Source organism: Neisseria sicca (assembly GCF_017753665.1).
Taxonomy (GTDB): domain Bacteria; phylum Pseudomonadota; class Gammaproteobacteria; order Burkholderiales; family Neisseriaceae; genus Neisseria; species Neisseria flava.
The window spans coordinates 310,760-334,658 of record NZ_CP072524.1 but is presented as its reverse complement, the minus strand read 5'-3'; the positions used below and the strand labels follow the sequence as shown (position 1 = coordinate 334,658).

Below are 23,899 nucleotides of genomic sequence, written 5' to 3'. Positions count from 1 at the left end.
GTATCTTCGCCAATCCGTTTTATTCAAACGGGCGCACTTCCAAACCGAACATACGGCGGGCGGTGTTCAGCATTTGGCAGCTGAAGCCCCACTCGTTGTCGTACCAAGCGAACACTTTAACCATGTTGCCGTCGATGACTTTGGTCAGCGTTGCGTCAAAGGTACTGGCTTGGGTGGTATGGTTGAAGTCCATAGACACCAGCGGCAGCGTGTTGTAGCTCAATACGCCTTTCAGACGACCTTCTTCCGCAGCGGCTTTCATCAGCGCGTTGATTTCTTCGACGCTGGTATCGCGTGCGGCTTGGAAGCTCAAATCGACGACGGAAACATTGACGGTCGGCACGCGGATGGCGAGGCCGTCGAGTTTACCTTTCAGTTCAGGCAATACCAAACCGACGGCTTTTGCCGCGCCGGTTTTAGTCGGAATCATGTTTTCCACACCGCTGCGGGCGCGGCGCAAGTCTTTATGGCGCACGTCGGTAACGGTTTGGTCGTTGGTCAAAGCGTGGATGGTGGTCATCACGCCTTTGACGATGCCGATGTTTTCGTTCAGCACTTTGGCAACGGGAGAGAGGCAGTTGGTGGTGCAGGAAGCATTGGAAACGACGGTCATGTCGTCGGTAATCACATCATCGTTCACGCCGTAAACGACCGTTGCATCAACGTCGGCTTCGCCCGGCGCGGAAATCAGCACTTTTTTCGCGCCGCTTTCCAAATGCACGTTGGCTTTGGATTTGCTGGTAAACGCGCCCGTACATTCCATGACCAAATCAACTTCCAAATCCTTCCATGGCAGTTCGGCGGGGTTGCGGGTGGAGAAAAATGGGATTTTGCGACCATTGATAATGAGATGGGTTGCATCGTGGGAAATGTCGGCATTAAAGCGACCGTGAACGGTATCGAATTTGGTCAGATGGGCGTTGGTTTCGAGGCTGCCGCTGGCGTTGACGGCGACAACTTCAAGTTGGTCTTGCAGGTTGTAATCGTAGATGGCGCGTAATACTTGGCGGCCGATGCGGCCATATCCGTTAATGGCGACTTTAATGCCCATGGTTTTTCCTCTGTTACGGTTGGATAAAGGTTTGCGACCCGAATTATAACAAAAATGTAGTTTGATGTAATTAATGTTTTATCAATCTAGTTACATCTTGCCCATCAACCGTTTTCAGACGACCCATTGGGTAATTTTATGAAACACTGCATCAAAACAAAGTATCATCCCTTCTTTCACTCCGACCGTCAAAAAATGAAACGTCTGCCATCACGCATCAAATCACTATCCTTATCTTTTTTACAGGCGGTAGTCATTTTCGCCATATTATCGGCCGTTGCCGATTGGTGGCGCAAACCCGAACCGCCCGTACAAATGTCGTCTGAACCGCTGTACCTACTTTCAGGAGAAACGCTGACACCTGCCTTACTTAGCGCAAACCGTACCGCCGTCCTCTATGTATGGGGAGACTGGTGCCATATCTGCGCCTATACTTCACCTACCGTTTCCCGGCTTGCCGAAGACGGCATTCCTGTTGTCGGTATTGCCCTGCACTCCGGTGCGGATGAGCATATCCGTACCTATATGTCAGAAAAACATCTTGATTTTCCTACAGTCAACGACAACAACGGACGCTTGGCTCAAAAATGGAAAGTCTCCGTTACCCCGAGCATTATCCTGATTAAAAACGGAAAAATGGTTCACTTCACCTCAGGAATCAGCACTTATTGGGGTCTGCGCGCCAGAATTTTTATTTCCGATCTATTCTATTGATGCTGCCTTGCTAGATTCCTTAAAATATAAAGAACTTGAATCCCGTGTAGCACATGACGCTATCGAGTAAATATTCATTTATTGAAAAAATAAACTACCCTTATCATGGCAAGTGATGATTTTGTTGAGATTATGTCAAAAATAGACTAATATACGAACATAAGAAAATACGGAACATTACTATCAAAACAAACTTACGGAATGTTATCTGATTTTTGGTTCGATACTTTTGCTCCCACGCATTCGCCGCTTTCACAGGGCTCTTATAATGACAATACAGCCTTTACAAATCTGCCTCACGCTTCAAAGGTTTGTTTATCGGTAACAACGGAGACCCCTTATGCCCAACCAATCCAAACATGCTTCCATTAACATCGGTCTGATTCAAGCGCGGGAAGCGTTAATGACCCAATTTCGTCCTATTCTGAACCAAGCCAATATCACCGACCAGCAATGGCGAATCATCCGCCTGCTTGCCGAAAACGGCACATTGGACTTTCAAGACCTTGCCAATCAGGCATGTATCCTGCGCCCCAGCCTGACCGGCATTTTGACCCGCTTGGAAAAAGCAGGCCTTGTCGTACGCCTAAAGCCGTCCAACGACCAACGCCGCGTCTATTTAAAGCTGACAAACGAAGGCGAAAAACTTTTCGAATCCATCGGCGCGCAAGTGGACGAACGTTACGACGCCATCGAACAAGTGCTTTCCAAAGAAAAAATGCTCGAACTCAAAGAGCTGCTGGCGGCGCTGTCGAAAATCGAACAGCACCTGAAATAAAAAAGCACGACGAATGACAGATTCGGCACACACACTCAAGCATCCGTTCAGGGATGCCATGGCATCCTGCGCCGCAGGCGTACACGTTATCACGACCGATGGAAAATCCGGCCGTTACGGTATTACCATGACTGCCGTTACCCCCGTTACAGACGAACCGCCGACCATTATGCTCTGCATCAACCGGAAGTCAGCAATCATTCCGATTCTTCAGACCAACCGCGACTTGTGCATCAATACCCTGTCCGAAAGCCAACAGGACATCGCAGAACACTTTGCCGGCCTGACCGGGCTTTCCCCTGAAGAACGCTTTGCCTACCATATTTGGAACAGGGGCGAAACCGGGCAACTCGAAGTCGAAGGCGCACTGGCGCATCTCCACGGGCGTATCGTTTCGCAACACGAAATCGGGACGCATTTTATCTTTTACGTCGAAATCAACGAAATCAAAAATTCCGGCACACACCCCCCGGCTTTATTGTATTTCCGACGGCAATTCAAATCATTGGAATAAAGCTCCCCAAGCTCGCAAAGGTCGTCTGAAACCCTCAAATTTCATTTTCAGGCGACCTTGAATCAGCTTCCCCAATCCCGACAGACTGCCCATCATTTCATTATCCAAACTTATCCATCTCCCCCATGAAAGCAATGATACTTGCCGCAGGACGCGGCGAACGGATGCGCCCGCTGACCGACCATACCCCCAAACCCCTGCTGCAAGTCGGCAGTGAACCTTTAATCGGCTGGCACTTACGTCGTCTGAAAGCCGCAGGCTTTACCGAAATCGTCATCAATCACGCCTGGCTCGGCGAACAAATCGAAACCACGCTCGGCGACGGCTCGCAATACGGCGTACGCATCGCCTATTCCCCTGAAAAAGCAGGCGGCTTGGAAACCGCAGGCGGCATTGCCACTGCCCTACCCCTGCTTGGCGACGCACCATTCCTCGTTGTCAATGGCGACGTGCTAACCGACATCGACTTTTCAAAAGCCCGACAGGCCGCCGAAGCATTGCCCCATTCAGACAAACTCGCCTGCCTATGGCTGGTTGACAACCCGCCGCACAATCCCAACGGAGACTTCGCCCTGCTTACCAACGGTCTAGCCTCTTCAGACAAATCAGCAGGCGAAGCCTTGACTTTCAGCGGCGTAGGCGTTTACCGCCCCGAACTCTTCCGCGATACACCGCCGCACCAGCCGGCCAAACTCACCCCCCTCCTGCGCCAAGCAATGAACGAAGAAAAGGTTAGCGCGCAAAAACACAACGGTCTTTGGTTGGATGTCGGAACGGTAGAGCGGCTGAACGAAGCAACCCAAATCGTACAAAACTGGTAATCCTCCATCCTGATTTAAAAATAAAAAGGTCGTCTGAAACCCGTTTCCAAGTTTTCAGACGACCTTTTATTGTCCTTTATCTTTTATCGACTGCTTTCTGTCTTGCCTTGATCCACCCGTTTGCCATCATCATGCACAACCCCGACCAAATCAAACCATAGCTGATTAAAGCCCCGGGCTGCAAAGGTTCGCCCAAAAACGTTACCGATACGGCAAACAGCAAAACAGGCTCCAAATAACTCATCATGCCGAAGACAGCGACCGGCAATAATTGATTTGCCTTCAGGTTCAAATGCATGGCTACCGCGCTGTTTATTCCCAGCAATACCACAAACCCCGCCAATACCGGCATATCGGCAATCAAGCCTAACGTATCCGTAAAAAATACGATATACACTAGCGCACACGGCGCAATCACCATCAAATCCAGTGTCAGCCCGACCAAGGGCGGCACGCCCAACCTTCGCCGCAGCAGGTAATACACAGGATAAGTGCCGAACACCCACACCGTTGCCCACGAAAACGCTCCCATCCGCAGCCATTCCCACGCCACGCCGGCACACGCCAGCATGACCGCCGCCGTTTGCAGGCGGTTGAGGCGTTCTTTAAACCAAATCCGCCCGCACAACATCATAGCCAGCGGAAACAGAAAATAACCCATCGCCACATTCACGCCCTCTCCGTTGACAGGCGACCAGACAAACAGCCACAACTGGCTCGCAAAAACAGGGGTGGGCAGGAAAATCAGCAGCCAGCGTTTCCAATCCCGGCCGACGCCGCGTATAAATCTGTCTGCCGCCTGCCAGCCGCCCACCATCCCCATCAGGACGAACAAAGCCGCCAGCATCGCCACCATACGCCAAGCGAAGACTTCCGTCCCCGTCATCGGCTTCATCCAAATTCCGTATAGAAACAGCACGACAAACAAAATATTGGACAACGCCGCCGCAATCAGACCTTTCGACAAATCCGTCATTTCAGACGACCTTACGCAATGAATAAAAGGTGTATTGTAGAATAACCTTATAGGAACTTCCCGTATTTATCTTGTCCTCGTATTTTATTTTGGATTGAAATATATTAACCCTAATAAAAAAGTGGCACTTCATAATTAAAGTGCCACTTTATATCTTTCTAGTAATTTGGGTAAGGCAGGATTTTTAAGTCCCAACGCCGATTCTCCGTGGCGCTATCATAACGATGCCTTACATTCCTCATACTAATCATCTTTAAATAAAAAGTCAATCATAAGTTTAATCTTCTTTTTTTCGCCTTCATTCCTATAGCAATTTTTAATAATCCGTCTGCTACTTCTTTACCTAACTCTGCCAAATCGCTATATGAATCAAAATTAATTAATGCTGGATTTCCACTATCATATGTTGCTAACTCATGAGTAAGTTCATTTCTAAGCTGTTTAAAATGATATAGCTTATTGCCACTATTGGAGTTCGCAGAATGATTCAAACCCATTTTCCAATTATTATAATCTTTTAATGGGTCTATCTGCATTAACTCAGGACTAATTCTATATTTTAAATATCCAATTAATTTTTTCATTTTAGGATCGGATTCATTCTGTTTGTTTTTTATACTTTCATATATATACTCCATTTTTTTATCAAGCCTCATTCCACTTGCTGACTTTCCCAAATGCTCAACAATTCTCTTAGTCCTATTTTCAACAATAGCATAAGAACACGAAATGGATTCCAAATAAAAACGTTGTTCAATGGAATAATACATTCTTTTTTTTAGATGATTAACATAATCAGATTGATTGACCATTTGATATTTCTCTTTCTTTATAACATTACTGATTTAGCAATTATATCTTCAAAATACTTTCTGACTTTTGTAGTATCTGAATAACTTAAACTATCCAAGTGTAAATGTATAATATGATAAAAACCTTTTATCTTAACCTTCTTGAGAGGTAAGCTTACCGTTCCAATAAAAGGTCGTCTGAAATCCGGTTTCCCGTTTTCAGACGACCTTTTTCCAAGATAACGTTTAAGCGTTCAGCAAACTTTCATCCAGCGTCAGCTCTTCGTTTTTATTCACCGCCACTTTGCGTGTCAGGACGTTTTGCGCGATTTCTTGCGCTTCAGCGAGCGAGTGCATCAGATAGGTGCCGCATTGGTATTCGTTCAATTCGGGGATTTTGCTTTGGTCTTTGACATTGACCACATCCTGCATCGAAGCGAGCCATGCGTCGGCGACCTGCTGCTCGTCGGGCGTGCCGATGAGGCTCATGTAGAAACCGGTGCGGCAGCCCATCGGGGAAATATCGATGATTTCGACGCCGTTGCCGTTCAAGTGGTCGCGCATAAAGCCCGCGAACAAATGCTCCAGCGTGTGGATGCCTTTTTCGGACAGGATTTCTTTGTTGGGAACGCAAAAGCGCAGGTCAAATACGGTAATGGTGTCGCCTTTGGGCGTGGTCATGGTTTTCGCCACACGCACGGCAGGGGCGTGCATACGGGTGTGGTCGACTTTGAAACTGTCTAACAGGGGCATTGGATTATCCTTTTGAGTAAATATTTTGGGTGTGAGATGGGCTTCTGAGTCCGATCACAATTCGGCAATCTTTACCGCTTCGCCCGAAGCCGCGCTCAGTGCTTCGTTCAAAACGTCGTAAAAATCGCGACTGTCGCGCGTTGCCAGCCATTTGCCGTTTTGCTCGGCGAAATGGTAGCCGCCGCTTTTTGCGGCAATCCACAATTCCTGATTGGGCGTGTGGCGGTTGACGATGATTTGCGTGCCGTCCGCCGCTTCGATGGTCAGGACGTTTCCGGCAAACTGGCAGTCGAAATCCCAGCCGTTTTCGTCGATTTGGTCTTCGATGTGTTCGAACAATTCTTCGCTCATGCGGATGAATTCGCTTTCGGTCATCATGGCTTTTTGTGTGTTTTTTGTTTAAGATACCGAATCTTGCCACATTCGCGCTTATGAAGGAAGTTTACCGATGAAATACGGCGTATTTTTTGCTGCGGCAACCGCCCTCCTGCTCTCGGCCTGCGGTTACAAAGGCGACCTCTACCTGCCCAAAGAAGGCGACAAGGCGCGTTTCGGCGTGGTCCAAACCGGCCTGAAAATCCATTCTTCCAAAGAACCTACCAATCAAACCAACGATTAAGCCTTACCAATATGACCCTGCATTGCGAACAAGTCCCCTACCCCCGCCTTGCCGAAGAATTTGGCACACCGCTTTATGTGTACAGCCAATCTGCGCTGACCGAAGCATTTGAAAATTACCAAACTGCGTTTGCCGCGCTTTCCCCGCTCGTCTGCTACGCCGTCAAGGCAAACGGTAATCTGAGCATCATCAAACACTTCGCCTCGCTGGGCAGCGGTTTCGACATCGTTTCCGGCGGCGAATTGGCGCGTGTTTTGGCGGCAGGCGGCGACGCGGCGAAAACCATATTTTCAGGCGTGGGCAAAAGCGAGGCGGAAATCGAGTTCGCGCTGCATGCCGGCGTGAAATGCTTCAATATGGAAAGCATCCCCGAAATCGACCGCATTCAAAAGGTTGCCGAACGCTTGGGCAAAACCGCGTCCGTCTCCCTGCGCGTCAACCCAGACGTCGATGCCAAAACCCATCCCTACATCTCCACCGGCCTGAAAGCCAACAAATTCGGCATTGCCTACGCCGACGCGCTCGAAGCCTACCGCCACGCCGCCCGCCAAAGCCACCTCAAAATCATCGGCATCGACTGCCACATCGGTTCGCAACTGACCGACTTAAGCCCGCTCATCGAAGCCTGCGAGCGCATTTTGATTTTGGTGGATAAGTTGGCTGATGAAGGCATCGTTTTAGAACATTTGGACTTAGGCGGCGGCGTCGGCATCGTTTATCAAGACGAAACCGTCCCCGATTTGGGCGCGTATGCCCAAGCGGTTCAAAAACTGATCGGCACACGTCGTCTGAAACTTATCCTCGAACCAGGTCGTAGTTTGGTCGGCAACGCAGGCTCGCTGCTTGCACGCGTCGAGTTCGTCAAACACGGCGAAGAAAAAAACTTCGTCATGGTCGATGCCGCCATGAACGACCTCATGCGCCCCGCACTCTATGACGCCTATCACCATATCGAAGCGGTAGAAGCAAAAAACATCCCACCGCTGACCGCCAACATCGTCGGCCCGATTTGCGAAACCGGCGACTTTCTCGGCAAAGACCGCACCCTTGCCTGCGAAGAAGGCGATTTGCTGGTTATCCGCAGCGCAGGCGCATACGGTGCCAGCATGGCGAGCAATTACAACGCGCGCAACCGGGCGGCGGAAGTCTTGGTGGACGGCAGCGAATACCGGCTTATCCGCCGCCGCGAAACCTTAGAACAGCAAATGGCAAACGAAATGGTCTGTTTGTAACATCCCGTCCGTTTTCAGACGACCTGTCCCATACTTGAGAATACTTCATGAAAATCATCGATACCACCCTACCCGAAGTCAAACTTTTAGAACCGCAAGTTTTTGGCGACGCGCGAGGTTTCTTCATGGAAACCTTCCGCGACGAATGGTTTAAGGCCAACGTCTGCGACCGCACCTTCGTACAGGAAAACCATTCCAAATCAAGCAAAGGCGTATTGCGCGGCCTGCATTACCAAACCGAAAACACGCAAGGCAAACTCGTGCGCGTCGTCGTCGGCGAAGTGTTTGACGTTGCCGTCGATATGCGTAAAGACTCGCCGACTTTCGGCAAATGGGCTGGCGAAATCCTGTCGGCAGAAAACAAACGCCAACTGTGGGTACCCGAAGGTTTCGCGCACGGCTTTTACGTTTTGAGCGATGAAGCCGAATTCGTTTACAAATGCACGGACTATTACAACCCGAAAGCCGAACATTCGCTGATTTGGAACGACCCGACAGCCGGCATCGAATGGCCGCTGCAAGGCGAACCCAACCTGTCGCCCAAAGACTTGGCGGGTAAAATTTTGGCTGAAGCAGTTACGTTCTAAATTACCATTGTCAAATCCGTCAAAAACGCAAGGTCGTCTGAAAACTTGAAATAAGGTTTTCAGACGACTTTTTACAGCTACAGCAACCTTATTTCTTCCCCCGTCCGGCGGGTGAAGGTTAGGATGAGGGTGGCTTGCGGATATACGGCAATAAAGGAAGAGCTACCCTCTCCCCAACCCTCTCCCGCCAGACGGGAGAGGGGGAGATTACTGAATGCCGCCGTTACTGCTTTTTAGTGTCGTATTGAAGCGATAATGGATTTAGAGTATCGGAATACAAAGAGGTCGTCTGAAAAGCTCGGAATAAGTTTTTTTTCAGACGACCTCTTTCAGCTACTGCAACCTTATTCCTTCCCCCGTCCGGCGGGGGAAGGTTAGGATGGAGGTGGCTTGCAGATATACGAGATAAGGGGCAAGAGCCACCCTCTCCCCAACCCTCTCCCGCCAGACGGGAGAGGGGGTAGATTACCGAATACTGCCGTTACTGTTTCTTAAATATTTCATTATGTTTCTTTTCTGTCGGACGAAACAGCCGATTCATCAGCCACCGTCATTCCCGCGCAGGCGGGAATCCAGACTCTGAAAGGCCGCTGCAATTTTTAAAGATTTCCATAACTTCCAAAACCTAGATTCCCGCCTGCGCGGGAATGACGAAGCAGGTATTTTCCATTTGCATCTGCTAAAGAGGCCGTCTGAAAAGCCCAAAACAGGGTTTTCAGACGGCCTCTTTCTTTTCTTCCTACTCATTCCAACCCGACTTCTAAATACTCGCACTGTGTCCCACCCGCACATGGCTGTGGTGGTCGCGGCCTTCGTGGTCGTAGTCGGATTTGAAGCCTTTGAGTACGACGTCTATGTCGTTTTCTTTGGCGAAGACGTTGGCGAAGTCTTCAATCAGTTCCAATACGTCGCCGGCGATGTAGGACGAGCGTTCGGCGTTGATGGTTACTTTCGAACCCGGACGGATGTTTTTCAGGGTTTTCTTGATGGCGGCTTTATTCAGGAACGAGACTTCTTCCGCCAGCTCTAAGCTGATTTCGTCGGCTTCGGCGAGTTCTTCGCGGCTGAGTAGTAGGCGCGTTTCATGTTACCCTGAAGGATGAAGATGATGCTGATGGCGATCCCGATGCCGACGCCTTTGAGCAGGTCGAGCGCGACGACGGCGGCGAGGGTGGACAGGGGTATCATGTTGAGGATAAAGGGAATCGCCAAAACGCACACCAGCAACAAAACGCCGTGAATAACGGCAGACAGTTTGTGCGTCGCGCCTGCATTGGCGTTGGCGGACGAGCGCACGACGACGGAGGTGATGGGCAGGCCGCCGATAAGCGAACTGACGATGTTGCCTGCGCCCTGCGCACGCAATTCGCGGTTAGTGTCGGTGATGCGGCGGCGGGTGTCGAGGCGGTCGGCGGCTTCGATGCAAAGCAGGGTTTCAATCGAGGCAACGATGGCGATGGTGATGCCGGTCATCCAGACGTAGCTGTTGCCGAAACCTGAAAAGTTGGGGAGCGTGAGCATACCTGCGGCTTCGCGCCATGTATCGGGAACGGGCAGTTGGACGAGTTGTCCGGCGGGAATGGCAAGGCTGCTGCCGCTGGCGACGAACCATTGGTTCATCAGTATCCCCGCGCCCACGGCAACCAGCGCGGCGGGCAGGATTTTGATGTTTTTCAACGCGGGGATTTTGTCCCATACGATTAGGATCGCCATCGACACGCCCGCTACCAAAAGGGAGCCTGTGTGGATGTCGGCAAACAGGGCGGCAGGGTCGGCGAGGCTGCCGTTGCTGCCCAAGGCAAACGGAATCTGTTTCATGATGATAATCACGCCGATGCCCGCCAACATACCTTCGATAACGGACACGGGGATGTATTCGGCAAGGCTGCCGGCGCGGATGAAGCCGAGCAAAAGCTGGATGGCGCCGGCGATTAAGCCCGCACACAGAAACAACTCGAACGAACCGAGTTCGGTAATCGCGGCAAGGATAATCGCCGCCAAGCCCGCGGCGGGGCCGGAAACGCTGATGTGCGAAGTGCTGAGGGAACCGATGACGATGCCGCCGACGATGCCCGCCAACACACCGGACAACGGCGGTGCACCGGAAGCGAGCGCGATGCCGAGGCACAACGGCAGGGCGACGAGGAAGACAACCAGTCCGGAAGCGAAATTGGACTTAAACAGGCTGCCCAAAGCTTGTTTTTTCTGATGGGGTTTCATGGTGAGGGGTACTCCTGATGTGTGTGTGTTTTTGTATTTGATAGGTTTGGGGCAAATTAAGGTCGTCTGAAAAATCAGGATGCTTGTCCAAACTGCATTTTCAGACGACCTCCGAGCCATCAACCCCTTTCTTACGCGCGTTGACCACCCATTCGGAATCGGTGAGGTCGTAGATTTTCTGAATGTCGGCGAGGATGTTTTTGAAGTCGATGTTCAAATCGATAAGGCGGCCGGTACGCAGGTCGAAGACCCAGCCGTGAACAATCGGGTAGCCGTCGAGCAGGTATCGTTCCTGCACGCACGCCATTTTGATGACGTTGAGGCACTGTTCCTGAACGTTCAATTCGACCAGGCGGTCATAGCGCAGGTGCTCGTCTTCGATTGCGTACAGTTCTTCCTGATGCAGGCGGTACACGTCGCGGATGTTGCGCAGCCACGGATTCATCGCGCCCAAATCTTCGGGCAGCATCGCCGCTTTGATGCCGCCGCAGTTGTAGTGGCCGCAGATGATGATGTGTTTGACTTTCAGATGCGAGACGGCGTATTCGATGGCGGAAGCGACATTTATGTCTAAACCGTGAACAAGGTTGGCAACGTTGCGGTGTACAAACACGTCACCCGGTTCAAACCCCATCAACTCTTCCGCCGCGACGCGGCTGTCGGAGCAGCCGATGTAGAGATATTCGGGATTTTGTCCGTCGGCGAGGTCTTTGAAGTAATCGGGGCATTGTTGCCTCTTCGTTTCCTGCCATTTGCGGTTGTTTTCAAAAATGACTTCGTAATCTTTCAAAAAATTAAATCGTTCTCATCCACACATCGCTGCCCCACCCAAAAAGTTCCCTACTGTCTGCCATTCTCCGTAATTTTCAGACGACCTCCTTACCAATCCTTACACTTTACGGCATAATGGCGGACTGTTTTTTTTTCCGAGGAGAATTCCATGTCCGTCAAAACCCCGTCGCTTTTCGGCGGCGCCATGATTATCGCCGGTACGGTTATCGGCGCAGGTATGCTCGCCAACCCGACCGCCACTTCCGGTGTCTGGTTTACAGGCTCGCTGATTGTGTTGCTCTACACTTGGTTTTCCATGCTCTCCAGCGGTCTGATGATATTGGAAGTCAACACCCACTATCCGCACGGCGCCAGCTTCGACACCATGGTCAAAGACCTGCTCGGACCGACTTGGAACGCCATCAACGGCGTTGCCGTCGCCTTCGTCTTATACCTGCTCACCTACGCCTACATCTTCGTCGGCGGCGACTTGACCGCCAAAGGGCTGGGCAGCGCGGTAGGAAGCGAAATTTCGCTCACCGTCGGACAACTCGTCTTCTTCGGCATCCTCGCGTTTTGCGTGTGGGCGTCGGCACGACTGGTCGACCGCTTCACCAGCGTCCTCATCGGTGGCATGGTGCTGACTTTCATCTGGGCGACCGGCGGGCTGATTGCCGATGCCAAACTGCCCGTCCTTTTCGACACCCAAGCCCCCGCAGGCACCAGCTACTGGATTTACGTCGCCACCGCTCTGCCCGTCTGCCTCGCTTCCTTCGGCTTTCACGGCAACGTCTCCAGCCTGCTCAAATACTTTAAAGGCGATGCGCCCAAAGTGGCGAAATCCATCTGGGCGGGTACACTGATTGCACTCGTGATTTACGTCTTATGGCAAATCGCCATCCAAGGCAACTTGCCGCGCAGCGAGTTTGCCCCCGTGATTGCCGCCGAAGGACAAGTCTCCGTCCTCATCGAAACACTGTCCAAATTCGCCCAAACCGGTAGCATGGACAAAGTATTGACCCTCTTCTCCTACATGGCGATTGCCACCTCCTTCCTCGGCGTAACGCTCGGTCTGTTTGACTACATCGCCGACATCTTCAAATGGAACGACAGCGTGTCCGGCCGCACCAAAACCGCCGCCCTCACCTTCCTGCCGCCCCTGATTTCCTGCCTGCTGTTCCCGACAGGCTTCGTTACCGCCATCGGCTACGTCGGTCTGGCGGCAACCATTTGGACCGGCATCATCCCCGCCATGCTGCTCTACCGTTCGCGCCAAAAATTCGGCACAGGAAAAAACTACAAGATTTACGGCGGATTCGGGCTGATGGTTTGGGTTTTCCTCTTCGGCGTCATCAACATCGCCGCGCAGGTATTGAGCCAGCTCGAACTCGTCCCCGTGTTCAAAGGCTGACAACCAACCACCCGAACCGATCAAAAAAGGTCGTCTGAAACTCCATCAAAGTTTTTTTTCAGACGACCTTTTCTATATTTCGCACAGACAGTATCAGCCCCTTAAAAATCCATTGCATTTTCGCTGAATCTATTAACATTTAACCTTGTTGGAAACGCAGTTTGTTTGTTAGTATTAAGCCATTGCCGTTACGTCTGCATCATGGCGGCGACGGACAACCTCCAAGACGGACAACCTCCATATAGAAAGGACACATATCATGGCTAAATTATTGGTCGCTCCGGTATCCGCCGGTTTGGACGTGGCAGCAGCAAGCAAAGCCTTTGCCCAAGCTTTGGGCGCGCAAGTTTTCCAACCGCTCGACGCATCCGCCGAAACTCTGTTGGCACAAGGCAAAAGCGACGACTGGTTTGACGCTGTGGTCGGCAAAGCCGTCGCACTCAATACCGACAATCTTGTTATCGAAGGTATCGCCCCCGAAGCGGACAAACTCTTCCTGTCCGGCAAAAACGTCGAGCTGGCATTGTCTTTGGATGCAGGCGTAGTCTTGGCATTGCAATCTGATAGTGCTGACGCAGCCGAAGTGGCACACCGAATCAACCTTGCCAAACAGCTTTATACCAACGCACCGGGTCTTTTGGAAGGCTTCATTATTGAAGGCGCGGCAGCATCCGTAGGCGAAGAAGTCGCCCGCCTGACCGGACTGACATTCTACGGCTCAAGCAGCGCGCTCAAAGACGTATCTGCGTTGGCAAAACGCGAAGCCTCCCGCCTTTCTCCCGCCCAATTCCGTTACAACCTGATTGATTTTGCCCGCAAAGCCGATATGCGCATCGTCCTGCCTGAAGGTGCAGAACCGCGTACCGTCGCCGCAGCCGCCATCTGCCACGAAAAAGGAATTGCCCGCTGCGTCTTGCTTGCCAAACGCCAAGAAGTTGAAGCCGTTGCCAAAGAACGCGGCATCAACCTGCCTGACTCTTTGGAAATCGTCGATCCCGCTACATTGATCGAACAATACGTCGAGCCGATGTGCGAATTGCGCAAATCCAAAGGTCTGACCCCTGAAGAAGCCCGTAAACAACTGCAAGACACCGTTGTCCTCGGCACCATGATGATGGCGCAAAACGACGTGGACGGCTTGGTATCCGGCGCCGTTCATACGACTGCCAACACCATCCGCCCCGCCTTGCAGCTGATTAAAACCGCACCGGGCGCCAGCCTCGTATCCAGCGTATTCTTCATGCTGCTGCCCAACCAAGTCCTCGTCTTCGGCGACTGCGCGGTTAACCCGAATCCGACGCCCGAACAGCTTGCCGATATCGCCATCCAATCCGCCGATACCGCCAAAGCCTTCGGTATTCCGCCAAAAGTTGCCATGATTTCTTACTCTACCATCAACTCAGGCAGCGGCCCTGATGTCGATGCCGTGATTGAAGCGACCAAACTGGCGAAAGAAAAACGCCCGGATTTGGAAATCGACGGCCCGCTGCAATACGATGCGGCTACTGTGCCTTCAGTCGGCAAAAGCAAAGCCCCTGAAAGCACCGTCGCCGGTCAGGCAAGCGTCTTGATTTTCCCGAACCTCAACACCGGCAACTGTACTTACAAAGCCGTACAACGCAGCGCCAACGTCCTGAGCGTCGGCCCGCTGTTGCAAGGTTTGCGCAAACCGGTCAACGACCTTTCCCGCGGCGCATTGGTAGAAGACATCGTCTTCACCATCGCCCTGACAGCGGTTCAGGCAAAACAAATGGCTGGCTGATTGCTTAATTCTTTAAAGTAAACAAAGGTCGTCGGAAAATCCTAAAATAAGGTTTTCAGACGACCTTTTTGATTGACGGAATACAGACAAGCTGAGATCTTTGCAAAATTTCCCCAAATCCCATAAATGTCTTGGTGGGAATTTAGAGGATTTGGGGAAATTTTGCAAAGATCTCATCAAACAAGTTGTTACCATTCATACGAGTACAATTTCATAATATTGCAGGAATTGCCGAAACGGTACATTGTCCTATTCCCACTCTGAGCGACGGTAACAAGATCGGTTCGACAAACAAAAACGCCCACTCCCTTCCGGAACTGGACGTTTTTTAGTTTGACCATCGTATTCACCTGCAATTTCACGAATACGCGGATGGGGTTATTTTTTAGGTGATGGGACGGCGTTTTTAGCTTTTGAGTTTGCAGGTGCGGGCGCGACGGTTGCTTCGGCCTTCAGTTTGGAGAAGATACCCTCGCCGATGCCTTTGACGTTTTTGAGCTCTTCCACCGATTTGAAGGCACCATGCTGCTGACGGTAGTCCACAATGGCTTTCGCTTTGGCCGGACCGATGCCGGGCAGGGCTTCCAATTCGGAAGAAGAGGCGGTATTGATGTTGACGGCTGCCAGCGACAGCGAGGCAGTTAAAACGGAGAGTGCGGCAAAGAGGAGTTTTTTCATAAGGGCGTTTTCCTATCATTTCGTTAATATGGACGGTAACACCGGGGAGACGTTACCACTATATATCTTATCATCATATACTTTACATCATTTTAATTCAAACAATTTTAAATATTTCTAACTTTACTATCTCTCAATGTATTGATTCTACAACATCTACTAACCCACCTCAATTTCGAAGCGGCCCCATCCACATTCTCAAAAGTCCATTCTTCTGCAACCGGAGCATTCGGAGTATTACCCCATTCCGCCCCACCGCCGCTATCAAGGCAGGAGGGTCCGGTTCGCCAAACTTGTCAACGATTCAAAGTAAAAGCCCCCGACATCTGTCGGGGGCTTAGAATAGGTGTTTGGCAGTGACCTACTTTCGCATGGAAGAACCACACTATCATCGGCGCTGAGTCGTTTCACGGTCCTGTTCGGGATGGGAAGGCGTGGGACCAACTCGCTATGGCCGCCAAACTTAAACTGTACAAATCGGTAAAGCCTCAATCAATATATTCGGTGATGACTGAATCAGTCAGTAAGCTTTTTATTTGAAGTTCTTCAAATGATAGAGTCAAGCCTCACGAGCAATTAGTATGGGTTAGCTTCACGCGTTACCGCGCTTCCACACCCCACCTATCAACGTCCTGGTCTCGAACGACTCTTTAGTGCGGTTAAACCGCAAGGGAAGTCTCATCTTCAGGCGAGTTTCGCGCTTAGATGCTTTCAGCGCTTATCTCTTCCGAACTTAGCTACCCGGCTATGCAACTGGCGTTACAACCGGTACACCAGAGGTTCGTCCACTCCGGTCCTCTCGTACTAGGAGCAGCCCCCGTCAAACTTCCAACGCCCACTGCAGATAGGGACCAAACTGTCTCACGACGTTTTAAACCCAGCTCACGTACCACTTTAAATGGCGAACAGCCATACCCTTGGGACCGACTACAGCCCCAGGATGTGATGAGCCGACATCGAGGTGCCAAACTCCGCCGTCGATATGAACTCTTGGGCGGAATCAGCCTGTTATCCCCGGAGTACCTTTTATCCGTTGAGCGATGGCCCTTCCATACAGAACCACCGGATCACTATGTCCTGCTTTCGCACCTGCTCGACTTGTCGGTCTCGCAGTTAAGCTACCTTTTGCCATTGCACTATCAGTCCGATTTCCGACCGGACCTAGGTAACCTTCGAACTCCTCCGTTACTCTTTGGGAGGAGACCGCCCCAGTCAAACTGCCTACCATGCACGGTCCCCGACCCGGATAACGGGTCTGGGTTAGAACCTCAAAGACACCAGGGTGGTATTTCAAGGACGGCTCCACAGAGACTGGCGTCTCTGCTTCAAAGCCTCCCACCTATCCTACACAAGTGACTTCAAAGTCCAATGCAAAGCTACAGTAAAGGTTCACGGGGTCTTTCCGTCTAGCAGCGGGTAGATTGCATCTTCACAACCACTTCAACTTCGCTGAGTCTCGGGAGGAGACAGTGTGGCCATCGTTACGCCATTCGTGCGGGTCGGAACTTACCCGACAAGGAATTTCGCTACCTTAGGACCGTTATAGTTACGGCCGCCGTTTACTGGGGCTTCGATCCGATGCTCTCACATCTTCAATTAACCTTCCAGCACCGGGCAGGCGTCACACCCTATACGTCCACTTTCGTGTTAGCAGAGTGCTGTGTTTTTAATAAACAGTCGCAGCCACCTATTCTCTGCGACCCTCCAGGGCTTACGGAGCAAGTCCTTAACCTTAGAGGGCATACCTTCTCCCGAAGTTACGGTATCAATTTGCCGAGTTCCTTCTCCCGAGTTCTCTCAAGCGCCTTAGAATTCTCATCCTGCCCACCTGTGTCGGTTTGCGGTACGGTTCAATTCAAACTGAAGCTTAGTGGCTTTTCCTGGAAGCGTGGTATCGGTTACTTCATGTCCGTAGACACTCGTCGTCACTTCTCGGTGTTAAGAAGACCCGGATTTGCCTAAGTCTTCCACCTACCGGCTTAAACAAGCTATTCCAACAGCTTGCTAACCTAACCTTCTCCGTCCCCACATCGCATTTGAATCAAGTACAGGAATATTAACCTGTTTCCCATCGACTACGCATTTCTGCCTCGCCTTAGGGGCCGACTCACCCTACGCCGATGAACGTTGCGTAGGAAACCTTGGGCTTTCGGCGAGCGGGCTTTTCACCCGCTTTATCGCTACTCATGTCAACATTCGCACTTCTGATACCTCCAGCACACTTTACAATGCACCTTCATCGGCCTACAGAACGCTCCCCTACCATGCTAGTAAACTAGCATCCGCAGCTTCGGTTATAGATTTGAGCCCCGTTACATCTTCCGCGCAGGACGACTCGACCAGTGAGCTATTACGCTTTCTTTAAATGATGGCTGCTTCTAAGCCAACATCCTGGCTGTCTGGGCCTTCCCACTTCGTTTACCACTTAATCTATCATTTGGGACCTTAGCTGGCGGTCTGGGTTGTTTCCCTCTTGACAACGGACGTTAGCACCCGCTGTCTGTCTCCCGAGGAACCACTTGATGGTATTCTTAGTTTGCCATGGGTTGGTAAGTTGCAATAACCCCCTAGCCATAACAGTGCTTTACCCCCATCAGTGTCTTGCTCGAGGCACTACCTAAATAGTTTTCGGGGAGAACCAGCTATCTCCGAGTTTGTTTAGCCTTTCACCCCTATCCACAGCTCATCCCCGCATTTTGCAACATGCGTGGGTTCGGTCCTCCAGTACCTGTTACGGCACCTTCAACCTGGCCATGGATAGATCACTCGGTTTCGGGTCTACACCCAGCAACTGTTCGCCCTATTAAGACTCGGTTTCCCTACGCCTCCCCTATTCGGTTAAGCTCGCTACTGAATGTAAGTCGTTGACCCATTATACAAAAGGTACGCAGTCACACCACAAGGGTGCTCCCACTGTTTGTATGCATCAGGTTTCAGGTTCTATTTCACTCCCCTCCCGGGGTTCTTTTCGCCTTTCCCTCACGGTACTGGTTCACTATCGGTCGATGATGAGTATTTAGCCTTGGAGGATGGTCCCCCCATATTCAGACAGGATTTCACGTGTCCCGCCCTACTTTTCGTACGCTTAGTACCACTGTTGAGATTTCGAATACGGGACTATCACCCACTATGGTCAAGCTTCCCAGCTTGTTCTTCTATCTCAACAGTTATCACGTACAGGCTCCTCCGCGTTCGCTCGCCACTACTTGCGGAATCTCGGTTGATTTCTTTTCCTCCGGGTACTTAGATGGTTCAGTTCTCCGGGTTCGCTTCTCTAAGTCTATGTATTCAACTTAGGATACTGCACAGAATGCAGTGGGTTTCCCCATTCGGACATCGCGGGATCATAGCTTTATTGCCAGCTCCCCCACGCTTTTCGCAGGCTTACACGTCCTTCGTCGCCTATCATCGCCAAGGCATCCACCTGATGCACTTATTCACTTGACTCTATCATTTCAAGAACTTCTCTGACTTTGCCTGACATTCCGTTGACGAGAACATCAAACTTGAATTTCCTACTTTGATAAAGCTTACTGCTTGTTGTGTCTTAATCCCGCCTTTTGTCTTTCGGGATTAAGTCGATACAATCATCACCCAAATACTGCACCTGTTTTTCTTTTCCTATCCAGGAGACAACTGACCGTTTGCAATCGGTCAATCATCAAAAACAGACACATTGTCTTTGTTTGTTGATTTCGGCTTTCCAATTTGTTAAAGATCGATGCGTTCAATATTGCTATTTACTTCGCAAATCAAAATGAGCTGATTATTATAGCAGCCTTTCTTTTCCCGTCAAACTGATTCGTCAGCAGACTCCTCTTTAGAAAAAAAGAAAGCAGTTACACTGCCTTTTTAACTCGCTTTGATTTGGAAAGTATTGGTGGAGGCAAACGGGATCGAACCGATGACCCCCTGCTTGCAAAGCAGGTGCTCTACCAACTGAGCTATGCCCCCGTTCTTGGTGGGTCTGGGAGGACTTGAACCTCCGACCCCACGCTTATCAAGCGTGTGCTCTAACCAGCTGAGCTACAAACCCGGATTCTCTTCTTAAGCGAATCTTGTCTTCACTCAAGCATTTTTCCGCATCTTCTACAGTTTACCGATAAGTGTGAATGCAACAGCCTCTTCTTTCTCTAGAAAGGAGGTGATCCAGCCGCAGGTTCCCCTACGGCTACCTTGTTACGACTTCACCCCAGTCATGAAGCATACCGTGGTAAGCGGGCTCCTTGCGGTTACCCTACCTACTTCTGGTATCCCCCACTCCCATGGTGTGACGGGCGGTGTGTACAAGACCCGGGAACGTATTCACCGCAGTATGCTGACCTGCGATTACTAGCGATTCCGACTTCATGCACTCGAGTTGCAGAGTGCAATCCGGACTACGATCGGTTTTGTGAGATTGGCTCCACCTCGCGGCTTGGCTACCCTCTGTACCGACCATTGTATGACGTGTGAAGCCCTGGTCATAAGGGCCATGAGGACTTGACGTCATCCCCACCTTCCTCCGGCTTGTCACCGGCAGTCTCATTAGAGTGCCCAACTTAATGATGGCAACTAATGACAAGGGTTGCGCTCGTTGCGGGACTTAACCCAACATCTCACGACACGAGCTGACGACAGCCATGCAGCACCTGTGTTACGGCTCCCGAAGGCACCCCTCCGTCTCTGGAGGGTTCCGTACATGTCAAGACCAGGTAAGGTTCTTCGCGTTGCATCGAATTAATCCACATCATCCACCGCTTGTGCGGGTCCCCGTCAATTCCTTTGAGTTTTAATCTTGCGACCGTACTCCCCAGGCGGTCGATTTCACGCGTTAGCTTCGCTACTAAGCAGTCAAGCTGCCCAACAGCTAATCGACATCGTTTAGGGCGTGGACTACCAGGGTATCTAATCCTGTTTGCTACCCACGCTTTCGGGCATGAACGTCAGTGTTATCCCAGGAGGCTGCCTTCGCCATCGGTATTCCTCCACATCTCTACGCATTTCACTGCTACACGTGGAATTCTACCTCCCTCTGACACACTCTAGTCACCCAGTTCAGAACGCAGTTCCCAGGTTGAGCCCGGGGATTTCACATCCTGCTTAAGTAACCGTCTGCGCCCGCTTTACGCCCAGTAATTCCGATTAACGCTCGCACCCTACGTATTACCGCGGCTGCTGGCACGTAGTTAGCCGGTGCTTATTCTTCAGGTACCGTCATCAGACAGGGGTATTAACCCCGCCCTTTTCTTCCCTGACAAAAGTCCTTTACAACCCGAAGGCCTTCTTCAGACACGCGGCATGGCTGGATCAGGCTTGCGCCCATTGTCCAAAATTCCCCACTGCTGCCTCCCGTAGGAGTCTGGGCCGTGTCTCAGTCCCAGTGTGGCGGATCATCCTCTCAGACCCGCTACTGATCGTCGCCTTGGTAGGCCTTTACCCCACCAACTAGCTAATCAGATATCGGCCGCTCAAACAGCGCAAGGCCAAATGGTCCCCTGCTTTCTTCCTCAGAAAATATGCGGTATTAGCTAATCTTTCGATTAGTTATCCCCCACTGCTCGGTACGTTCCGATATGTTACTCACCCGTTCGCCACTCGCCACCCAAGAAGCAAGCTTCTCTGTGCTGCCGTCCGACTTGCATGTGTAAAGCATGCCGCCAGCGTTCAATCTGAGCCAGGATCAAACTCTTATGTTCAATCTCTAACTTTTTAACTTCTGGTCTGTTTCAAAGAAACTGACAGGACAATGTCTAAAACATCATCTTGTCTGTCTTTTAAACAGTGTGAGGCTGTCGCACTCACACTTATCGGTAATCTGTTTTGTTAAAGAGCGAAAACGAATTATAAAGCATTTCAAATCATTGTCAATCAAAACTTTTTTCAAAACCTCGAAAAATCAGACCAACTGTGATATACTTATTAGTTCGTTCAATCACCGCCAAAGCAGCGAAGAACCGAACTATACCCCTCCCCTCAAAAACCGTCAACTCCCAAACAACAAAAAATTCTACAAAACACACCAACAAACTGAAATACAAAGATTTTTATTTCAGAACCCTCAAAACAGCATTTCAAAACACCCTCAATCCAAACCCGAACAGCCCAAAACCATCCAATTCTCACAACTACAAACAGAAACTCAACTCTCAGCACCCATAGCAACAAAGGTCGTCTGAAATCTCTTTCAGACGACGGCGGATTCGCATTTGAAGTGCAACTTTCCCTAACAGAAAAAGGCCAGTATGCGGTAGCATACGGCCTTTCCTGCAAGAAAGATTGCCATGAGCTACACGCAACTGACCCAAGACGAACGATACCACATCCAATACCTGTCCCGCCACTGCACCATCGCCGAAATCGCCAAACAGCTTAACCGCCACAAAAGCACCATCAGTCGCGAAATCAAACGGCACCGCACCCAAGGGCAGCAATACAGCGCCGAAAAAGCCCAGCGGCAAAGCCGGACTACCAAACAGCGCCAGCGAAAGCCCTATAAGCTCGATTCGCAACTGATTCAGCACATCGACACCCTTATCCGCCGCAAACTCAGTCCTGAACAAGTATGCGCCTACCTGAGCAAACACCACCAAATCACGCTCCACCACAGCACCATTTACCGCTACCTTCGCCAAGACAAAAGCAACGGCGGCACGTTGTGGCAACACCTCAGAATATGCAGCAAACCCTACCGCAAACGCTACGGCAGCACATGGACCAGAGGCAAAGTGCCCAACCGCGTCGGCATAGAAAACCGACCCGCTATCGTCGACCAGAAAACCCGCATCGGCGATTGGGAAGCCGACACCATCATCGGCAAAGGACAGAAAAGCGCATTACTGACCTTGGTCGAACGCGTTACCCGCTACACCATCGTCTGCAAATTGGACAGCCTCAAAGCCGAAGACACTGCTCTGGCAGCCGTTAGGGCATTAAAGGCACATAAAGCCAGAGTGCACACCATCACTATGGATAACGGCAAAGAGTTCTATCAACACACCAAAATAGCCGAAGCATTGAAGGCGAAAACCTATTTTTGCCGCCCCTACCATTCGTGGGAGAAAGGGCTGAATGAGAACACCAACGGACTCATCCGCCAATATTTCCCCAAACAAACCGATTTCCGAAACATCAGCAATCGGGAGATACGCAGGGTTCAAGATGAATTGAATCACCGGCCAAGAAAAACACTTGGCTACGAAACGCCAAGTGTTTTATTCTTGAATCTGTTCAAACCACTGATACACTAGTGTTGCACTTGAAATCCGAATCCAAGGACCTTTGAAATCGCTACAACATATCCAAATTCAGTTCAGACTTAACAACAAATCCCTAAAAACATTTGGGTCTTTGATAAAAGTCATCTCACCCTCTTGGGGAAAATGAAAATCTAACAGTCTTGATACCCAAAAGCGTACGCACCCAGCCCGCTGCGCCACAGGAAAATATTCCTTCTCCGCATCAGATAGCGGACGAATGCTTTCATAACCATCAATAAACGCTTTGCATAACTCGGCATCCAACTTGCTGTCAGAAGTTCTCGACCAATCATTCACTGCGATTGCCAAGTCATACATGAAATTTCCATTACATGCATAATAGAAATCGATGAACCCGGCCACATTTTCACCATCCAACAAAACGTTATCTTTAAATAAATCGGCATGAATGATGCCGGATGGCAAATGACCGCCGAGATTGTTTTCCAAATCTGAAATTTCCTTACCCAACAACTGGGCATCAGCCTCATTCAACTGTGGCAATAATTGTTCATAAGCTTGCTTCCACCATCTGTTGTACCGGGGATTTTCCATTTTTTCAGGAAAATCTTGAACTGCCAAATGCATTTTGGCCAACATAGCGCCCGTGTTAAAACACTGCATCTCGGTCGCCCATGCGGTATCCGCACCGTTTAATCTTGTAACAACGCAAGCCGGTTTACCTGCTAATACTGAATCCAGCTTGCCATCTTTTCGTACAATCGGACTTGGACAAGCCACGTCTTTACCGCTCAAATGTTGGTTCAGATTCAAGAAAAATGGCAATTCATCCTGACGCAGCACTTCAAATACAGTTAAAACATAGCTGCCTTTAGAAGTATTCAAAAAGTAATTACTGTTGGTAATTCCCTGCGCAATGCCTTGCAGCGAAACAAATTCTCCCAGATCGTAATCTGACAAAAATTCCCGTATTTGCTCATCAGAAATATTAGTATAAACAGACATAGATTAAATCCAGTGTA

The 23,899-nt window shown here is 50.4% G+C and carries 20 protein-coding genes, 2 tRNA genes and 3 rRNA genes; 10 read left to right on the top strand and 15 right to left on the bottom strand.

What is annotated here, in order from left to right; all coding sequences use genetic code 11:
- Positions 1-19: 19 nt before the first annotated feature.
- Positions 20-1,051, bottom strand: a complete 1,032-nt coding sequence (gene gap, locus J7445_RS01565) for a type I glyceraldehyde-3-phosphate dehydrogenase (RefSeq protein ID WP_003743523.1) — start codon at positions 1,049-1,051, stop codon at positions 20-22.
- 195 nt (positions 1,052-1,246) lie between these two features.
- On the opposite strand from gap, the gene J7445_RS01560 reads away from it, so the two are divergent.
- The 4 genes from J7445_RS01560 (at position 1,247) to murU (ending at position 3,878) form a co-directional block, all read left to right on the top strand.
- Positions 1,247-1,765 carry a protein disulfide oxidoreductase gene (locus J7445_RS01560; RefSeq protein WP_070655533.1) on the top strand — a complete coding sequence of 173 codons (519 nt, stop codon included), beginning with the start codon at positions 1,247-1,249 and terminating at the stop codon, positions 1,763-1,765.
- Between the two features lie 340 nt (positions 1,766-2,105).
- Positions 2,106-2,543 carry a homoprotocatechuate degradation operon regulator HpaR gene (hpaR, locus tag J7445_RS01555; RefSeq protein ID WP_016686577.1) on the top strand — a complete coding sequence of 146 codons (438 nt, stop codon included), beginning with the start codon at positions 2,106-2,108 and terminating at the stop codon, positions 2,541-2,543.
- 13 nt (positions 2,544-2,556) lie between these two features.
- Complete coding sequence (hpaC, locus tag J7445_RS01550) at positions 2,557-3,057, top strand: 4-hydroxyphenylacetate 3-monooxygenase, reductase component (RefSeq protein ID WP_019269805.1); 501 nt, start codon at positions 2,557-2,559, stop codon at positions 3,055-3,057.
- 125 nt (positions 3,058-3,182) lie between these two features.
- Positions 3,183-3,878 carry an N-acetylmuramate alpha-1-phosphate uridylyltransferase MurU gene (gene murU / locus J7445_RS01545; RefSeq protein ID WP_209283106.1) on the top strand — a complete coding sequence of 232 codons (696 nt, stop codon included), beginning with the start codon at positions 3,183-3,185 and terminating at the stop codon, positions 3,876-3,878.
- 76 nt (positions 3,879-3,954) lie between these two features.
- Here murU and rarD read toward each other — a convergent pair whose 3' ends face one another.
- The 4 genes from rarD to cyaY form a co-directional block, all read right to left on the bottom strand.
- Complete coding sequence (rarD, locus tag J7445_RS01540) at positions 3,955-4,854, bottom strand: EamA family transporter RarD (RefSeq protein ID WP_070655519.1); 900 nt, start codon at positions 4,852-4,854, stop codon at positions 3,955-3,957.
- 269 nt (positions 4,855-5,123) lie between these two features.
- Positions 5,124-5,666: a hypothetical protein gene (locus J7445_RS01535; protein WP_070655520.1), complete on the bottom strand. Its 543-nt coding sequence runs from the start codon at positions 5,664-5,666 to the stop codon at positions 5,124-5,126.
- A 225-nt stretch (positions 5,667-5,891) separates the two neighbouring features.
- Positions 5,892-6,398 carry an S-ribosylhomocysteine lyase gene (luxS, locus tag J7445_RS01530; RefSeq protein ID WP_003745039.1) on the bottom strand — a complete coding sequence of 169 codons (507 nt, stop codon included), beginning with the start codon at positions 6,396-6,398 and terminating at the stop codon, positions 5,892-5,894.
- A gap of 54 nt (positions 6,399-6,452) precedes the next feature.
- The gene (cyaY, locus tag J7445_RS01525) at positions 6,453-6,776 is read right to left on the bottom strand and encodes an iron donor protein CyaY (protein ID WP_003745042.1); all 324 of its coding nucleotides are present in this window, start codon (positions 6,774-6,776) and stop codon (positions 6,453-6,455) included.
- Positions 6,777-6,846: 70 nt separating this feature from the next.
- Between cyaY and lptM the strand changes: the two genes are divergently transcribed.
- Genes lptM through rfbC form a run of 3 tightly spaced genes read left to right on the top strand, consistent with a single transcriptional unit; the run spans position 6,847 to position 8,836 of the window.
- Complete coding sequence (lptM, locus tag J7445_RS01520) at positions 6,847-7,017, top strand: LPS translocon maturation chaperone LptM (protein WP_003755649.1); 171 nt, start codon at positions 6,847-6,849, stop codon at positions 7,015-7,017.
- An 11-nt stretch (positions 7,018-7,028) separates the two neighbouring features.
- A complete protein-coding gene (gene lysA, locus J7445_RS01515) occupies positions 7,029-8,249 on the top strand; it encodes a diaminopimelate decarboxylase (RefSeq protein WP_209283105.1) in 1,221 nt (406 codons plus the stop codon).
- 47 nt (positions 8,250-8,296) lie between these two features.
- Positions 8,297-8,836 (top strand): dTDP-4-dehydrorhamnose 3,5-epimerase, encoded by a 540-nt coding sequence (gene rfbC / locus J7445_RS01510; RefSeq protein ID WP_070655525.1) that lies wholly within the window; start codon positions 8,297-8,299, stop codon positions 8,834-8,836.
- A gap of 760 nt (positions 8,837-9,596) precedes the next feature.
- Here the strand turns inward: rfbC and J7445_RS12105 are convergent.
- The 3 genes from J7445_RS12105 to J7445_RS01500 all read right to left on the bottom strand — a co-directional run bounded on the left by J7445_RS12105 (position 9,597) and on the right by J7445_RS01500 (position 11,846).
- The gene (locus J7445_RS12105) at positions 9,597-9,740 is read right to left on the bottom strand and encodes a hypothetical protein (protein WP_244969494.1); all 144 of its coding nucleotides are present in this window, start codon (positions 9,738-9,740) and stop codon (positions 9,597-9,599) included.
- 122 nt (positions 9,741-9,862) lie between these two features.
- A complete protein-coding gene (locus tag J7445_RS01505) occupies positions 9,863-11,056 on the bottom strand; it encodes a SulP family inorganic anion transporter (protein ID WP_244969493.1) in 1,194 nt (397 codons plus the stop codon).
- A 100-nt stretch (positions 11,057-11,156) separates the two neighbouring features.
- Positions 11,157-11,846, bottom strand: coding sequence for a carbonic anhydrase (locus J7445_RS01500; RefSeq protein WP_070655527.1), 690 nt, complete (start codon positions 11,844-11,846; stop codon positions 11,157-11,159).
- A 150-nt stretch (positions 11,847-11,996) separates the two neighbouring features.
- On the opposite strand from J7445_RS01500, the gene J7445_RS01495 reads away from it, so the two are divergent.
- Together J7445_RS01495 and pta are read left to right on the top strand one after the other, a co-directional pair.
- The gene (locus J7445_RS01495; protein WP_070655529.1) at positions 11,997-13,238 is read left to right on the top strand and encodes an aromatic amino acid transporter; all 1,242 of its coding nucleotides are present in this window, start codon (positions 11,997-11,999) and stop codon (positions 13,236-13,238) included.
- Between the two features lie 259 nt (positions 13,239-13,497).
- Complete coding sequence (pta, locus tag J7445_RS01490) at positions 13,498-15,000, top strand: phosphate acetyltransferase (protein WP_070655531.1); 1,503 nt, start codon at positions 13,498-13,500, stop codon at positions 14,998-15,000.
- Between the two features lie 378 nt (positions 15,001-15,378).
- On the opposite strand, the gene J7445_RS01485 is transcribed toward pta, so the two are convergent.
- From J7445_RS01485 to J7445_RS01460, 6 genes are all read right to left on the bottom strand, one after another.
- Positions 15,379-15,678, bottom strand: a complete 300-nt coding sequence (locus J7445_RS01485; RefSeq protein WP_209283050.1) for a ComEA family DNA-binding protein — start codon at positions 15,676-15,678, stop codon at positions 15,379-15,381.
- A 348-nt stretch (positions 15,679-16,026) separates the two neighbouring features.
- Positions 16,027-16,140: ribosomal RNA gene (gene rrf / locus J7445_RS01480) — 5S ribosomal RNA — on the bottom strand.
- A gap of 93 nt (positions 16,141-16,233) precedes the next feature.
- Positions 16,234-19,125: ribosomal RNA gene (locus J7445_RS01475) — 23S ribosomal RNA — on the bottom strand.
- A gap of 431 nt (positions 19,126-19,556) precedes the next feature.
- Positions 19,557-19,632: transfer RNA gene (locus J7445_RS01470), tRNA-Ala, on the bottom strand.
- 5 nt (positions 19,633-19,637) lie between these two features.
- Positions 19,638-19,714, bottom strand: a tRNA-Ile gene (locus J7445_RS01465).
- A gap of 101 nt (positions 19,715-19,815) precedes the next feature.
- A 16S ribosomal RNA gene (locus J7445_RS01460) occupies positions 19,816-21,356 on the bottom strand.
- Together the 16S, 23S and 5S rRNA genes with 2 tRNA genes alongside form the textbook arrangement of a ribosomal RNA operon.
- 585 nt (positions 21,357-21,941) lie before the next feature.
- Between J7445_RS01460 and J7445_RS01455 the strand changes: the two genes are divergently transcribed.
- Positions 21,942-22,907 (top strand): IS30 family transposase, encoded by a 966-nt coding sequence (locus J7445_RS01455; protein ID WP_209283104.1) that lies wholly within the window; start codon positions 21,942-21,944, stop codon positions 22,905-22,907.
- Between the two features lie 57 nt (positions 22,908-22,964).
- Here J7445_RS01455 and thrB read toward each other — a convergent pair whose 3' ends face one another.
- Positions 22,965-23,882 (bottom strand): homoserine kinase, encoded by a 918-nt coding sequence (gene thrB / locus J7445_RS01450; protein ID WP_019270736.1) that lies wholly within the window; start codon positions 23,880-23,882, stop codon positions 22,965-22,967.
- Positions 23,883-23,899 lie beyond the last annotated feature (17 nt).